General features: G+C 70.6%; 12 protein-coding genes. 7 read left to right on the forward strand and 5 right to left on the reverse strand.

Annotated elements, in window-relative coordinates; genetic code table 11:
- The first annotated feature begins 191 nt into the window (after positions 1-191).
- The 4 genes from D7M15_RS18275 (at position 192) to glmM (ending at position 4,641) form a co-directional block, all read left to right on the forward strand.
- Positions 192-1,856, forward strand: a complete 1,665-nt coding sequence (locus D7M15_RS18275) for an ATP-binding cassette domain-containing protein (RefSeq protein ID WP_121518496.1) — start codon at positions 192-194, stop codon at positions 1,854-1,856.
- A gap of 280 nt (positions 1,857-2,136) precedes the next feature.
- Positions 2,137-2,580: a 50S ribosomal protein L13 gene (gene rplM / locus D7M15_RS18280; protein WP_121518497.1), complete on the forward strand. Its 444-nt coding sequence runs from the start codon at positions 2,137-2,139 to the stop codon at positions 2,578-2,580.
- Positions 2,581-2,621: 41 nt separating this feature from the next.
- Positions 2,622-3,143, forward strand: coding sequence for a 30S ribosomal protein S9 (gene rpsI / locus D7M15_RS18285; RefSeq protein WP_121518498.1), 522 nt, complete (start codon positions 2,622-2,624; stop codon positions 3,141-3,143).
- Between the two features lie 139 nt (positions 3,144-3,282).
- Positions 3,283-4,641 (forward strand): phosphoglucosamine mutase, encoded by a 1,359-nt coding sequence (gene glmM, locus D7M15_RS18290; RefSeq protein WP_121518499.1) that lies wholly within the window; start codon positions 3,283-3,285, stop codon positions 4,639-4,641.
- Between the two features lie 81 nt (positions 4,642-4,722).
- On the opposite strand, the gene D7M15_RS18295 is transcribed toward glmM, so the two are convergent.
- Both D7M15_RS18295 and coaA read right to left on the reverse strand, forming a co-directional pair.
- Positions 4,723-5,265 (reverse strand): hypothetical protein, encoded by a 543-nt coding sequence (locus D7M15_RS18295; RefSeq protein ID WP_121518500.1) that lies wholly within the window; start codon positions 5,263-5,265, stop codon positions 4,723-4,725.
- Between the two features lie 99 nt (positions 5,266-5,364).
- Complete coding sequence (gene coaA / locus D7M15_RS18300; RefSeq protein ID WP_121518501.1) at positions 5,365-6,387, reverse strand: type I pantothenate kinase; 1,023 nt, start codon at positions 6,385-6,387, stop codon at positions 5,365-5,367.
- A 231-nt stretch (positions 6,388-6,618) separates the two neighbouring features.
- Between coaA and D7M15_RS18305 the strand changes: the two genes are divergently transcribed.
- The 3 genes from D7M15_RS18305 to D7M15_RS18315 all read left to right on the forward strand — a co-directional run bounded on the left by D7M15_RS18305 (position 6,619) and on the right by D7M15_RS18315 (position 9,280).
- The gene (locus D7M15_RS18305; protein WP_121518502.1) at positions 6,619-6,891 is read left to right on the forward strand and encodes a hypothetical protein; all 273 of its coding nucleotides are present in this window, start codon (positions 6,619-6,621) and stop codon (positions 6,889-6,891) included.
- 114 nt (positions 6,892-7,005) lie between these two features.
- Positions 7,006-8,853 (forward strand): glutamine--fructose-6-phosphate transaminase (isomerizing), encoded by a 1,848-nt coding sequence (gene glmS / locus D7M15_RS18310; RefSeq protein ID WP_121518503.1) that lies wholly within the window; start codon positions 7,006-7,008, stop codon positions 8,851-8,853.
- Positions 8,854-8,911: 58 nt separating this feature from the next.
- Positions 8,912-9,280 carry a holo-ACP synthase gene (locus tag D7M15_RS18315; protein ID WP_121518504.1) on the forward strand — a complete coding sequence of 123 codons (369 nt, stop codon included), beginning with the start codon at positions 8,912-8,914 and terminating at the stop codon, positions 9,278-9,280.
- Between the two features lie 29 nt (positions 9,281-9,309).
- Here D7M15_RS18315 and D7M15_RS18320 read toward each other — a convergent pair whose 3' ends face one another.
- The 3 genes from D7M15_RS18320 to D7M15_RS18330 form a co-directional block, all read right to left on the reverse strand.
- Positions 9,310-12,057: an AAA family ATPase gene (locus tag D7M15_RS18320; RefSeq protein ID WP_240649362.1), complete on the reverse strand. Its 2,748-nt coding sequence runs from the start codon at positions 12,055-12,057 to the stop codon at positions 9,310-9,312.
- A gap of 15 nt (positions 12,058-12,072) precedes the next feature.
- Positions 12,073-12,216 (reverse strand): hypothetical protein, encoded by a 144-nt coding sequence (locus tag D7M15_RS28550; protein WP_165906286.1) that lies wholly within the window; start codon positions 12,214-12,216, stop codon positions 12,073-12,075.
- 506 nt (positions 12,217-12,722) lie between these two features.
- Positions 12,723-14,228 (reverse strand): rhamnulokinase family protein, encoded by a 1,506-nt coding sequence (locus D7M15_RS18330; RefSeq protein WP_121518506.1) that lies wholly within the window; start codon positions 14,226-14,228, stop codon positions 12,723-12,725.

The following is a 14,228-nucleotide window of genomic DNA, read 5'->3' on the forward strand; positions in this document are numbered from 1 at the left end:
GCCGCAAGGCGGCCCCGTCGCCGCCCTGTTACCGGGGTGCGCGGCCCACCGTTACCCGCCGTACGGGGGCGGGGGACGGGCCGCCGCGGACGACCCCGTACGGCACCTCCCCCCGCGCGGTGCGCGACGTGGTGCGGAGGGACGCCGGAAACGGTTTGGCGGGGCGCCCGGCCGCGGGGAGAATCCGGCCCATGGGACACGTCGAAGCGGCACACCTGGAGTACTTCCTTCCGGACGGCCGCGCGCTGCTCCACGACGTCTCCTTCCGCGTGGGCGAGGGCGCGTCCGTCGCCCTCGTCGGCGCGAACGGCGCGGGCAAGACGACGCTGCTGCGCCTCGTCACGGGCGAACTCGCCCCGGAGAGCGGGTCGGTGACGGTCAGCGGCGGCCTCGGGGTGATGCCGCAGTTCGTGGGCTCCGTACGGGACGAGCGGACCGTACGGGACCTGCTGGTGTCCGTCGCCCAGCCGCGCATCCGCACCGCCGCGCGCGCGGTGGACGAGGCGGAGCTGGCGATGATGACGCGGGACGACGAGGCGGCGCAGCTCCAGTACGCGCAGGCGCTGGCCGACTGGGCGGAGGCGCGCGGGCACGAGGCCGAGACGCTGTGGGACACGTGCACCGTACGGGCGCTCGGGGTGCCGTACGAGAAGGCGCAGTGGCGGCAGGTGCGGACGCTGTCCGGGGGCGAGCAGAAGCGGCTCGTGCTGGAGGCGCTGCTGCGCGGCACGGACGAGGTGCTGCTGCTGGACGAGCCCGACAACTACCTGGACGTGCCCGGGAAGCGCTGGCTGGAGGGGCAGCTGCGGGAGACCCGCAAGACGGTGCTGTTCGTCTCGCACGACCGGGAGTTGCTGGCGCGCGCCGCCGACCGGATCATCAGTGTGGAGCCGGGCCCGGCGGGCAGCGACGTGTGGGTGCACGGCGCGGGCTTCGCCACGTACCACGAGGCGCGGAAGGAGCGCTTCCTGCGCTTCGAGGAATTGCGCCGCCGCTGGGACGAGCAGCACGCGCAACTGCGGGCGCTGGTGCAGCGGATGAAGCAGAAGGCGGCCAACAACTCCGACATGGCGTCGCGTTACCGCGCCGCGCAGACCCGGCTGCGGAAGTTCGAGGAGGCGGGGCCGCCGCAGGAGCCGCCGCGCGAGCAGGACATCCGGATGCGGCTGCGCGGCGGGCGTACGGGCGTCCGGGCGGTGACGTGTGAGGGCCTCGAACTGACGGGTCTGATGCGGCCGTTCGACCTGGAGGTGTACTACGGCGAGCGGGTCGCGGTGCTCGGCTCCAACGGCTCCGGCAAGTCGCACTTCCTGCGGCTGCTGGCGAGCGGCGCGCCGGGGGAGACCGGCGGCGGGCCGGGCGCCGGGGAGGCGGTCCCGCACACCGGGACGTGGAAGCTGGGCGCGCGCGTGGTCCCCGGCCACTTCGCGCAGACGCACGCGCACCCGGAGCTGGCGGGTCGTACGCTCCTGGACATCCTGTGGCTCGACCACGCCCGCGCGCGCGGGACGGCGATGAACACGCTGCGCCGGTACGAGCTGACGCAGCAGGCGGAGCAGCCGTTCGGCAAGCTGTCGGGCGGGCAGCAGGCGCGCTTCCAGATCCTGCTGCTGGAGCTGTCGGGCGCCACCGCGCTGCTGCTGGACGAGCCGACGGACAACCTGGACCTGGAGAGCGCGGAGGCGCTCCAGGAAGGGCTGGAGGCGTTCGAGGGCACGGTGTTGGCGGTGACGCACGACCGGTGGTTCGCGCGGTCCTTCGACCGGTTCCTGGTGTTCGGCGCGGACGGGCGCGTACGGGAGGTGCCGGAGGCCGTGTGGGACGAGGGGCGCGTCGCGCGGGACCGTACGGGCTGACGTACGCGGGCGGGGCGGGAGGCGGCCGGGGGCCGGTTTTGACCGGCGTGCGGCGCGCCGGGTATCCTGCTGGTTCGTTATGTGTATTGGCTTGCTCATTCTCACGTGAGGGGCCCTTACACCGGCCCACCGGCCGGTCACCAGTGATCAGCACTCGGTTGCGTCACCGAGGTGCGGTCAATGCTGTCGTGATCTGCGGGCGGCCTTGTCAGGACCCTGTCCCTCGGGCCACTCGGCATGGGGGCTCCATCACTGTAGAGAAGAAGCGAAGGCTACGACCGTGCGTACGTTCAGCCCAAAGCCCGGCGATGTCCAGCGCCAGTGGCACGTCATCGACGCGCAGGATGTCGTCCTGGGCCGTCTGGCGACCCAGGCCGCCACCCTTCTCCGGGGCAAGCACAAGCCGGTGTACGCGCCTCACGTCGACACCGGTGACTTCGTCATCGTCATCAACGCCGACAAGGTGCACCTCTCCGGTAACAAGCGGACCCAGAAGCTGGCCTACCGGCACTCCGGTTACCCGGGCGGTCTGCGTTCCGTCCGCTACGACGAGCTGCTGGCGAAGAACCCGGAGAAGGCCGTCGAGAAGGCCGTCAAGGGCATGCTCCCGAAGAACACCCTCGGCCGGCAGATGCTCTCGAAGCTGAAGGTCTACTCGGGCGACCAGCACCCGCACGCCGCCCAGCAGCCCGTCCCGTTCGAGATCAGCCAGGTCGCGCAGTAGTTCCGGCCACCACCTAAGACGAAGAGAAACCAGGAGCATTCGTGGCCGAGACCACCGCCGAGACGCCCGTCGCCGACGAGAACGTCGCCGAGGACGTCCAGGAGTACACGACCGAGACCCCCGACGCGCCGGAGGAGTACACCTCCGAGTCCCTCGCGTCCCGCTTCGGTGACCCGCAGCCCGCCGCGGGCACCGGTCGCCGCAAGAACGCCATCGCCCGCGTGCGCATCGTGCCGGGCAGCGGCAAGTGGAAGATCAACGGCCGCACCCTGGAGGGGTACTTCCCCAACAAGGTGCACCAGCAGGAGGTCAACGAGCCCTTCAAGGTGCTCGAGCTGGACGACCGTTACGACGTCGTCGCCCGTATCGCGGGTGGCGGCATCTCCGGCCAGGCCGGTGCGCTGCGCCTCGGTGTGGCCCGCGCGCTGAACGAGGCGGACGTGGACAACAACCGCGGCCCCCTCAAGAAGGCCGGGTTCCTGACCCGCGACGCCCGCGCCGTCGAGCGCAAGAAGGCCGGTCTGAAGAAGGCCCGTAAGGGCACGCAGTACAGCAAGCGCTGACCCTGGCGCCGGCTGGCTGCCGCATGCCGATTCTGTGGTGACGCCCTGGCGACACGTTACGTGTCGCCAGGGCGTTCGCTTTGTACGTTGAGGGAATCCGGAAACCTTCCGGTGTCCGCGCGATTCGGAGGAACGACCAGTGGCACGACTCTTCGGTACGGACGGTGTGCGCGGCGTGGCCAACGGCGGTCTGACGGCCGAGATGACTCTCGGCCTGTCCGTCGCCGCGGCCCACGTGCTCGCCGAGGCGGGCACGTTCGAGGGGCACCGCCCGGTCGCGGTCGTCGGACGGGACCCGCGCGCGTCCGGGGAGTTCCTGGAGGCCGCCGTGGTGGCGGGCCTGGCCAGCGCCGGTGTCGACGTGCTGCGGGTGGGCGTGCTGCCGACGCCCGCGGTGGCGTACCTGACCGGTTCGCTCGGCGCGGACCTCGGCGTGATGCTGTCCGCCAGCCACAACCCGATGCCGGACAACGGCATCAAGTTCTTCGCGCGCGGCGGCCACAAGCTCGCGGACGAGCTGGAGGACCGGATCGAGCACACGTACCGGGAGCACGAGGGCGGTCGCCCCTGGGACCGTCCGACGGGCGCCGGGGTGGGGCGCGTACGCGACTACGACGAGGGCTTCGACAACTACGTGGCGCACCTCGTCGGCGTCCTGCCGAACCGGCTCGACGGGCTCAGCGTCGTCATCGACGGCGCGCACGGCGCGGCGGCCCGGGTGTCCCCGGAGGCGTTCGCGCGGGCGGGCGCGGCCGTGACGACGGTCGGTACGGAGCCCGACGGGCTGAACATCAACGACGGCTGCGGCTCCACCCACCTCGACGTGCTGCGCGCGGCCGTCGTCGAGCACGGCGCCGACCTGGGGGTCGCGCACGACGGCGACGCGGACCGCTGCCTCGCGGTCGACGCCGAGGGCAACGAGATCGACGGCGACCAGATCCTCGCCGTACTCGCCGTGGCCATGCGGGACGCCGGGGCGCTGCGGAAGAACACCGTCGTGGCCACCGTGATGTCCAACCTCGGCTTCAAGCTGGCCATGGGCCGCGAGGGCGTGGAGCTGCTCCAGACGGCGGTCGGGGACCGGTACGTGCTGGAGGAGATGAAGCGCGGCGGCTACTCGCTCGGCGGCGAGCAGTCCGGCCACGTCATCGCACTGGACCACGCGACGACCGGCGACGGCACCCTCACCGGCCTGATGCTGGCCGCCCGCGTCGCGGCCACCGGCCGTTCGCTCGCGGAGCTGGCGGGCGTGATGGAGCGGCTGCCGCAGGTGCTGATCAACGTGCCGGACGTGGACCGTACGCGCGTCGACACCTCCGCCGAGCTGGCCGCCGCGGTCGCGGAGGCGGAGCGGGAGCTGGGCGAGACCGGCCGCGTGCTGCTGCGCCCGTCGGGCACGGAGCCGCTGGTACGGGTCATGGTGGAGGCCGCCGAGACCGAACTGGCGCGGTCGGTCGCGGACCGGCTGGCGGACGTGGTGAAGCGGGTGCTCGGCTGACGGGCGTGCGCCGCTGACGGGCGGCGGGTACGGAGCGCTGGTACGGGGCGCCGCGGCCGTACGGCACCGGCCCGTGGCGCGTCACGGGCCGGTGAAGCCGATGACCCGCCGCCAGCTCAGCTCGTGCACCCCGTCGCCGTCCTCCCGCCGGAAGACGACCCGCTGGCCGCTCCAGGAGAAGCGCGTCCACGCGAACCCGTCGTCGTGCCACACGCGGCGCGTGTCCCAGTCGTCGAGGTCGCCGGTCCCGACGGCGACGACCACCACCTCGGGCGGGGAGTCGGCGTAGCAGCCGGGCGGGTGGTCCGCGACGACGGCCACGGTGTTCCGGTACGTGCTGAGCCGTACGCCGCACTCGTCGTCCCCGGGTCCGCCGTACAGCACCTTCGGCGCCGACCACGCGTCGTCCCCGGCGTCCGCGCCGTCCCGGTGCCGTTCGACCAGGCCCCGCTGCGTCCAGCGCACCGAGACCTGCCGACCGTCCGCCAGCTCGATCGGCCCGTCCGTCCCGTACGCCGTCGCGTCCGGCGTCTCGATGGGCCACTCCACGCACCCGTACCACGCTCCCGCGACGGCGAGCGTCAGGGCGGCGGTCGCCAGGGCCCGCCTCGTCCGCCTCCGCATACCGCCGTCCCCCGCCCCCGCCCTCGCCGTGCCGTACGGGGAGGACGGACGTACGCGCCGCCCGGTTCCGCGGCGTGCCGTACGGGCGGCCCGGGGGCGTCAGAGCTTGCGCAGCGACAGCCGCTCCACCTTGTGGTCCGGCCCCTTGTGCAGCTGGAGGGTGGCGCGACCGCGCGTGGGGGCGATGTTCTCGCTGAGGTTGGGCTGGTTGATGGTGCGCCAGGTGTTCCGCGCGTACTCCAGGGCCTCGTCCTCGGACACCTGCGTGTACTTCCGGAAGTACGACGCCGGGTCCTGGAACGCGGTCGCGCGCAACGCCCGGAAGCGGTCCAGGTACCAGCCCTGGATGTCGTCGATGCGCGCGTCCACGTACACGGAGAAGTCGAAGTAGTCCGACAGCGCCAGCCGGGTGCGGCCGTCCTGGCCGGGCATCGCGGGCTGGAGCACGTTCAGCCCCTCGACGATCAGGATGTCCGGGCGGTCCACCGTGAGGCGTTCGCCCGGCACGATGTCGTAGATCAGGTGCGAGTAGACGGGCGCGGAGACGCGTGCCTTGCCGGACTTCACGTCGGCCACGAAGCGGATCAGCGCGCGCCGGTCGAACGACTCGGGGAAGCCCTTGCGCGCCATCAGGCCGCGCCGGTGCAGCTCCGCGTTGGGCAGCAGGAAGCCGTCCGTGGTGACCAGCTCCACGTGCGGGTGCTCCGGCCACTGGGCGAGCAGCGCCCGCAGCAGCCGCGAGACGGTCGACTTGCCGACGGCGACGCTGCCCGCGACGCCGATGACGAACGGCGTGCCGCGCTGCGCGCCACCGTTCCCGGCGTCCCCGAGGAACGTGCTGACGGCGCCGCGCAGGCCGTGCGTGGCGCCGACGTAGAGGTTGAGGAGCCGGGACAGCGGCAGGTAGACGTCCCGGACCTCGTCGAGGTCTATCACGTCACCGAGGCCGCGCAGCTGCTCGACCTCGTCGGCGGTGAGCGCCAGGGGAGTGCGTTCGCGCAGGGCGCTCCACTCGCTGCGGGACAGGTCGACGTACGGCTTCGCCGTCCTGGCGGGCTTCGCCGTCCGGGGCGTACGGGCCGATCCGGCCGAACTGGTCGTGCTGGCGGTTTTCGAGGGCACGTTCCCATTCTGCGCGGGCCGCGCGGACGTTCCCTGCCGGGGTGCCCCGAGCGGGCACGGGCCTGCGGCCTGGGCGTACGCGGCGGGTGTGCGGGGGCGGGCGCTCCGGCTGTGCGCGGGGGGCGGGGAAAGAGCGGGGAAAGAGTGCGGAAAAGGTGTACGCGGGGGTGTACGCGGCCGGGGCCCGGGGTCTAGGTTCCGTCGGACGCGCCGCCGATCCATGGGGGGACCATGGCATCACTGCTCGCACGCATCCGGCGGGGCCGCGCAGCCCCGCCCTTACCCGCGCCCGCCCCCGCGCCGCCGCCCGCCCCGTACGCGCCCGCGCGCCGCCGCGGCCGTACGCAGGAGGAGATCGCGGCGGAGCTGCCGGACGACGACCTGCGGGAGGACCTGGGGGAGTCGCTGGACCTGTACGTGCTGGGGAGCAAGCCGCGGTGCGAGGAGGCGGAGTACCTGGAGCTGCTGCGCGACGCCATCGACCGCATGGAGGACGAGCGCTGAGACGCCGCCCGCGTACGGCGGTGAGCGTCGCTCGTACGACAGCCCCCGCCAGGTCCGTACCAGCCGGGCACGGCGGGGCGCGGGGCGGGCGACGGGCCGTCGTAGGCTGCGCGCATGTGCGGAATCGTCGGTTACGTGGGAGGGCAGTCCGCCCTCGATGTGGTCATCGCCGGGCTGCGGCGGCTGGAGTACCGGGGCTACGACTCGGCCGGGGTCGCCGTCCTCGCCGACGGCGGGCTGGCGGCGGCCAAGAAGGCCGGGAAGCTCGCCAACCTGGAGAAGGAGCTGCTCGAACGCCCCCTGCCCAGCGGGCAGACGGGCCTCGGCCACACCCGTTGGGCCACCCACGGCGCCCCCAACGACGCGAACGCGCATCCGCACCTGGACAACTCCGGCCGCGTCGCCGTCGTCCACAACGGCATCATCGAGAACTTCGCCGCCCTGCGCGCCGAGTTGGCGGAACGCGGCCACGCGCTGTCGTCGCAGACCGACACCGAGGTCACCGCCCACCTGCTCGCCGAGAGCTACTCCGCCTGCGGCGACCTCGCGGAGGCGATGCGCCAGGTGTGCCGCCGCCTCGACGGCGCCTTCACCCTGGTCGCCGTCGCCGCCGACGACCCGGACGTGGTCGTCGGCGCCCGCCGCAACTCGCCGCTGGTCGTGGGCGTCGGTGAGGGCGAGAACTTCCTCGCGTCCGACGTGGCCGCGTTCATCGCCCACACCCGCGAGGCCATCGAACTGGGCCAGGACCAGGTCGTGGAGCTGCGCCGGGACGGGGTCCGGGTGACCGACTTCGACGGCGTACCGGCGGACGTCCGTACGTACCACGTCGACTGGGACGCCTCCGCCGCCGAGAAGGGCGGCTACGACTACTTCATGCTCAAGGAGATCGCCGAGCAGCCGAAGGCCGTCGCGGACACCCTGCTCGGGCGCATCGACGCCACCGGATCGCTGACGCTCGACGAACTCCGCCTGCCCGGCTCGGAGTTGCGGGAGATCGACAAGGTCGTGATCGTGGCGTGCGGCACCGCGTTCCACGCCGGGATGATCGCCAAGTACGCGATCGAGCACTGGACGCGGATGCCGTGCGAGACGGAGCTGGCGAGCGAGTTCCGCTACCGGGACCCGATCCTCGACAGCCGCACCCTGGTCATCGCCGTCAGCCAGTCCGGCGAGACGATGGACACCCTGATGGCGCTGCGGCACGCGCGGGAACAGGGCGCGAAGGTGCTCGCCATCTGCAACACCAACGGCTCCACCATCCCCCGCGAGTCCGACGCCGTGCTCTACACGCACGCCGGGCCGGAGGTCGCCGTCGCCTCCACCAAGGCGTTCCTCACCCAGCTCGTCGCCTGCTACCTCGTGGCGCTCTACCTCGGCCAGGTGCGCGGCACCAAGTGGGGCGACGAGGTCCGCGCCGTGATCCGGGAACTGTCCGAGATCGGTACGCAGGTGGAGCAGGTCCTCGACACCATGGAGCCCGTACGGGAGTTGGCGCGCGGGCTCGCCCACAAGGACACCGTGCTGTTCCTCGGGCGGCACGTCGGCTACCCGGTCGCCCTGGAGGGCGCCCTCAAGCTCAAGGAACTCGCGTACATGCACGCCGAGGGCTTCGCGGCGGGCGAGCTGAAGCACGGGCCGATCGCGCTGATCGAGGACGACGTGCCGGTGGTGGTGGTCGTACCGTCGCCGCGGGGGCGCTCCGTACTCCACGACAAGATCGTCTCCAACATCCAGGAGATCCGCGCGCGCGGCGCCCGCACCATCGTGATCGCGGAACGCGGCGACGAGGCCGTACGGGAGTACGCGGACCACCTCATCGAGGTCCCGCCCACCCCGACGCTCCTCCAACCGCTCGTCGCCACCGTGCCGTTGCAGGTCTTCGCCTGCGAACTGGCCACGGCCCGCGGCAACGAGGTCGACCAGCCGCGCAACCTCGCCAAGTCGGTGACGGTGGAGTGACGGGCGGACTGCCGGTGCTGGCGGTGGCGGCGGCTCCGTCGGCCCCGGTGGTGGCGCGGTGATCGTCGGGGTCGGCATCGACGTCGCGGAGATCGACCGCTTCGCGGCGGCCCTCGACCGTACGCCGCAACTCGCGGAGCGACTGTTCGTACCGGCCGAACTCCACCTCCCCGGCGGCGAACGGCGCGGCCCCGCCTCCCTCGCCGCCCGCTTCGCGGCGAAGGAGGCCCTGGCGAAGGCGCTGGGCGCGCCGAAGGGCCTGCGCTGGACGGACGCGGAGATCACCACGGAGGACTCGGGCCGCCCCGTCCTCCACGTACGCGGCACGGTCGCGGCCCGCGCCACGGCCCTCGGCGTCCGCCACTGGCACGTCTCGCTCAGCCACGACGCGGGCGTGGCGTCGGCGGTGGTCATCGCGGAGGCGTGACGGGGACGGCGCTTCGGTGCCACTCTGAGCTAGCGACGCCAGAGGACGCGCGCGCGGCGCTCGCTGCCGTAGCCCAAGCCGTGCCGGTAGATCTCGGCCACCCAGTATCGGCCGTCGCTGCCCCGTGCGAATACTCCGGAGTCCACGAGAAAGTCTGCCTGCTGGACCGAGATGTTCACTTCCTCCAATTCGAAAGGAACGTTTACGGGTTGATTGACCTGTTGAAGCTTGGTTAGCAGGTCGCCGACTTCTTGGTTCTCCTGTTGGATCGCGTCGATTTTATTCTTGCTGCACGCTAGCAAGGCCCTCCGCATGGCCCCAGGAACCAAGACGCGGTCTTCCCATGTTTTCTGGGGAATCGACAACTGTGCTGCTTCGGAAAGAAAAACGACCACGTCTCTGGCCTGCACTTGATCGTTGAAATCTCCGAGGGCGGCGGGGACCCAGAGGTGGGAGCGTGCTTCTTTGGATTTTTCCGTTCCCATCTTCCACCCCCAGACGGGAATGAGAGTGTTCACGAGCTCCTCGGAGGACAGCTCGGTGATACGGGATTCGTTTACGGGATTGGGCAGCGCATCGGCGTGTGCTGTCACCCACAGGGCGAGCCGCAGGGCCTCGTCCTTGTCCCACCGCAATGCATAGGGTTCATAACGGGCCAGCAGTTGCTCGCTGTTCTGGCGAACTGCCCGGGCTACGAGGTCTTGCCGCACAAATACAACGAGCCCAAACGGGTGCCCTCGCAGCGAGCGCAGCCATGCCAGGACGTCGATCAGCAGCACGCGTAGTGCAGTGCGCTTGGATTCGTCATCGAGCGACTGCAACAGGTCTTCGAGCCCGTCGATGACGAAAACTGCTCGTGCCCGCTTACCAAGGTCGGTGAGGGCCGATTCTGCATCGCCGTGATCTGGTGTTTGCACGCCTGCTGCGGTCGCCAAGCACTCCAGCCACAACTGTCGCCAGCGAAGCTCGTCCCTGTCGTCGATATTCGTAAGGCCCGTTTTGAGTTTGTCTTGGATTTCCAGAGAAGTGGCACCTTGGCCGGGCTCGCCGCTGTGGCGGTATACGAAGGCGTCCCGCAGGTCCTGCGTTGTCAGCTCGTCGGACTCAAGGTTGTCCGACTCGAGTACCGGGACGACGGGCGCTGATAGCTGGACACCTTCGATTCCTGACTGTTGGGCGAATTTGTCCCAGGACTGGGCCGCGCATGCTTTTGCGTACATGAAGGTCTTACCTGATCCCTTGGCGCCTGCTACCAAGGTCAAAGGGGGCTCTGTGCGATGGTCTCCCAGGAGCCTGCGCAATGGATCAGTGACAAGAAATCCGCTGGCCGAAGACATGCCTTCACGTTCGGCGTAGATGAACCTTCGTGAAATATCCGCCAGTCGACGGCGGAGGGAAGGAAGGTCAATCGCTTTCTCTTCCACTTCGATCTTTGGTGAGGACGAAGGTGCAAGTGTGGGCAGGATTGGTTCCAGGCTGTCGGCAACTCTGCTGGTCTCCAGCACTCGCATCACGGCGTCCCAGGAGGATGGGAGCGCGAGCAGTTCCTCCCGAAACGGGCTGAGTAGCGGTTGGGAGAAGATCTCGGTGTCTACGTCGCTGGTGCCCTCGGCGGGCTCGGGTTCAGAGCTGTCCTCTGACCGTCGGAGAGAGGCGAGTAGCGCGTTCCCAAGCGTTCTGCGCGCTTTTACGGCTTGATCTTCGTGTACGTCTTGACGGTACTGCGTGATGATCACGGAACTTGCCGGATCGATTCCCTGCAGCGTCGGTGCTCGATGCCCCAGTTGCCGAAGGAGTCGTTCCGTTCCTGCCAAGGACTGGTGACTCAACGTGGTCACGAAAACGCGCTGTACCCGGGGATCGAGCAGCACGGGAGCTGACAACTCAGTGGCTCCCGCGCGCAGGTCCATGACGATCGTGTCCGCGCCTACGCGCTCGGCGAGTGCTGCGAGTGCTTCAGTGAGAAAGTAGGGGGAACGACCCGGTGTCAGCAGGTCCGCTGGATCGATTCTCGGTGGGCCGAGTAGCGGCCTTCGACTAGTGGGGACCACTGTCACGCGTCCGCCGCTGCTGTACCGCCCGACCTGTTGGTTCGGCAGGTAAGCTGCGGCAATTTCCACGGCTGAGGTCCAGCCGCCGTCTTCGGAACCCTGCAGCAGCGCCAGCAGATCTTCGTAACAGAAGTCGAGCTGCCCCCCTTGGGCCCGGTGCATCCAAGTGATGCCGGGAGCCTCCAGGTCCGCATCGATCAACAGGACGCTTCCGCCGCGCTGTGCGACGGCGTCGGCCATGGCTAGCGCGTGGACCGTGCGTCCGACGCCGCCCTTGAAGGACTGGAACGCTACGAGTTGCACGTCGTTGGCGAAGGTCTCGCCAGCCGGCCTTTCCAGCGGGTGGGCCAGGTGCGGCGTGATGTGCTTCTCTCTCAGCAACGGGATGCGTCGCGGGTGGCCTTCCTCGCCCGAGGACTGGCTCACTGTCACGGGCAGCCCGACCACTTCAGTTGTCTGCGGATCGTCAAGCACCAGAATCAAGGTGTCATCGCGCCAGTCAGCCGATCCGGTGCCGAAAGCCTCGTTCAGCCAGCGTTTCACCTGATCGACGTCGGTACCCGGCTTCACCACGACCTCCAGGCAGTCCCACCAGCCGTCGGCGGCGAGCAGCCAGTGGGGCCACCGGTCAGCCATGGCCAGGAGCGCCAAGTGCTCTTCCACGTCCACCCATGTAAAGAGGTGCTCAGGAGGAGCCAGCCCTTCGAGGGCAACGATTTCAGCCACGACCGCGTACTCCTATTACTTGTCCTGCTCGCACCAGCTGATCAGGGCACGAAGCGCTTCTTGAGCTGCTTTTTCATCCGAGGCGTCGAGTTTCGCGCCATATCGCCACGCCTGATGCAGATCGGCCAGCGCGATGGTGCTGTGCGTGGCTTGTTGCATTTTGCAGGTCTGGAGCCGCTCCAGTCGGTCACTCAGGGGTCGAGGAAGACGTAGTTCCTTTGCGATTCGCCGAAGGTCATGAGTGGCCTCCAGAGCTCCGGAGTCGCGGCTTCCGCGTCGCTCGAGAAGTCATTCCTTGAGCCCGCACTCGGCCGCGTAGAACAAGAGGAGACAGACAGTGGCGACGTCTCCGAGGGACTCGTCAGAGTCGATTGAATCCGCAGATTCTCGCAGCTGGTCGCGCCTCCTCCGGAGCGCTTTGACCCCCACCTGAAGCACCATGGCGCCATCCTGCCACCGTCAGGGGGCATTGGAGCGCTGTTCATGCAGAAGGGGCACCTGGTGCGTACCCGGTACGAGGGCGGTGCCAGGGAGTCGAGCCCGGTCTGCTTTCTGTTCCGCGCCCCCGAGGATCAGCAAGCACCTCCGTACGGTGGCTGAGCGGGAAGCCGGACGTGGGTCCCGGCTCTGCGACACCGGCTTGAGGAGAGCCGTGCTCTCCCCCCTCACCCCAGTCGTCGCGCCGCCGCGGCCCAGGAGTGGCGGTCACGGGTCGGGGTGTGGTGGCGGAGGGGGAGGGTGGTGCGGAGGGAGGTGCGGAGGGAGGGGAGGGGGCCGTGCAGGGTGCCCGCCGCGCGGGCCTGTACGAGGACGTTGCCCAGCGCCGCCGCCTCCGCCGGTCCCGCCACGACGGGCAACCCGCAGGCGTCCGCGGTGAGTTGGCACAGCAGCTCGTTCCGGGCGCCGCCGCCGACGACGTGCACCGTGTCGACGTCGCGCCCCGTCAGCCGCTGCGCGTCGGTGACGGCGCGGCGGTGGGCGAGGGCCAGGGAGTCGAGGACGCAGCGGGTGTGTTCGGCGGGTGCGCGCGGCTCCGGCTGGCCCGTGCGGCGGCAGGCCGCCGCCAGCCGTTCCGGCATGCCGCCCGGGGCGAGGAACGCCGGGTCGCCCGCGTCGACCACCGACCGCAGCGGCGGCGTACGGGCGGCCTCCCGCAGCAGCGTGTCGAGGTCGTGCGGGTGCCCTTCCGTCTCCCAGGTGCGCAGGCACTCCTGGAGGAGCCAGAGGCCCATGATGTTGCGGAGGTAGCGGACGGTGCCGTCGACGCCCAGTTCGTTGGTGAAGTTGGCGCGGCGGCCCTCCTCGGTGACGACGGGCGCGTCGAGTTCGACTCCGGCGAGGGACCAGGTGCCGGTGGCGATGTACGCGAAGCGGTCGCCGTCCGCCGGTACGGCCGCGACCGCCGACGCGGTGTCGTGCGAGCCGACGACGGTGAGCGGTACGGGCGGCCCGTCCGCCGCGAGCCCGGCCTCCGCCCGTACGTCCGGGAGGAGTTCGCCGCCGTGGTCGCCGGGGAGGCGCAGCGGGGGGAAGAGGGCGGGGTCGATGCCGAGGGCGGTGGTGACCGTACGGGACCAGTCGCGGGTACGGGGGTCGATGAGCTGGGTGGTGGAGGCGTTGGTGAGTTCGGTGCCGCGTTCGCCGGTGAGCCAGTACGCGAGGAGGTCGGGGATGAGCAACAGGTGCGCGGCGGCGGCGAGTTGGGCGCTGTGGCGGGCGGCGGTGAGCTGGTAGACGGTGTTGAACGGGAGGTGCTGGAGCCCGGTGGCGGCGTACAGCTCGGCGGGCGGCAGGACCCGTGCGACCTCCTCGGCGGCGCCGTCCGTACGGGCGTCGCGGTAGTGCACGGGGTTGCCGAGGAGGGCGCCGTCGGCGTCGAGGAGGCCGTAGTCGACGGCCCAGGAGTCGATGCCGACGGACGCGACGGGCCCGGCGGCGCGCAGCCCGTCGAGCACGCCGCGGTACAGCGCGAGGACGTCCCAGTGCAGCGTGCCGCCGGCCCGTACGGGCCGGTTGGGGAAGCGGTGGGCCTCGTGGAGCGTCAGGGTGCCGGGCCCCGGCGGGCCGGGCGCGACGCGGCCGGTGATGACGCGCCCGCTGGACGCGCCGAGGTCCACGGCGGCGAAGACGGGCGGTGCGGACGGGGCGGGCGGGCCCGCCGGGGTGACCAC

This window comes from Streptomyces sp. Z26, assembly GCF_003665095.1.
GTDB lineage: Bacteria > Actinomycetota > Actinomycetes > Streptomycetales > Streptomycetaceae > Streptomyces > Streptomyces phytohabitans.

What these genes read in the sequence shown, in the direction of transcription:
- glmS (WP_121518503.1), top strand. Translation starts at nt 7,006, where the DNA reads ATGTGCGGAATCGTCGGTTACGTGGGAGGGCAGTCCGCCCTCGATGTG.
- D7M15_RS18295 (WP_121518500.1), bottom strand. Translation starts at nt 5,265, where the DNA reads ATGCGGAGGCGGACGAGGCGGGCCCTGGCGACCGCCGCCCTGACGCTC.
- D7M15_RS18305 (WP_121518502.1), top strand. Translation starts at nt 6,619, where the DNA reads ATGGCATCACTGCTCGCACGCATCCGGCGGGGCCGCGCAGCCCCGCCC.
- D7M15_RS28550 (WP_165906286.1), bottom strand. Translation starts at nt 12,216, where the DNA reads ATGCAACAAGCCACGCACAGCACCATCGCGCTGGCCGATCTGCATCAG.
- D7M15_RS18275 (WP_121518496.1), top strand. Translation starts at nt 192, where the DNA reads ATGGGACACGTCGAAGCGGCACACCTGGAGTACTTCCTTCCGGACGGC.